This is a genomic window from Rhodopseudomonas sp. BR0G17 (assembly GCF_010907025.1).
GTDB lineage: Bacteria > Pseudomonadota > Alphaproteobacteria > Rhizobiales > Xanthobacteraceae > Rhodopseudomonas > Rhodopseudomonas palustris_H.
The window spans coordinates 1-405 of the sequence record NZ_QUML01000203.1; the positions used below are offsets into that span (position 1 = coordinate 1).

Here is a 405-nt window from a genome sequence, read left to right on the forward strand (position 1 = left end):
GGCTGCGCCGGATCAGCGGCAACGCCGCCTTGGCCGTCTCGGCGGCGCGGCGCGGCGACGAGGCGAGAAAATAGCGCACCAGCCAGGGCAGGAATTCGGGAATACCGGAGACCTGATAATGCGCATCCGCCGAGCCGTTCACTGCGTAGCGCAGCAGATGGCCGAGATCGCGCGGAAACATGTAGGGAAACACCGAGGCGCATTCGATCAACCCGGCGTTGCCGTAGCTGGTCTCGTCGCCCGCGGTGCCGTTGCGATCGACCAGCACCACATCGCGCCCGCGGCGCTGCAAATGTAACGCAGCGCAGACACCGACGATGCCCGCGCCGAGCACCACGACATCGGTCTCGTTCCGCTTCATGGACTCAAGTTAAGCGCATCGGCCCGCGATCGCCAACGCCAAAC

Annotated in this window: 1 protein-coding gene; it reads right to left on the minus strand. The window is 65.7% G+C overall.

Features of this window, described 5'->3' with window-relative positions; genetic code table 11:
* Positions 1–361: FAD-dependent oxidoreductase (locus tag DY467_RS25875; protein WP_164639901.1), on the minus strand; the 361-nt coding region annotated here is incomplete at its 3' end.
* Positions 362–405 lie beyond the last annotated feature (44 nt).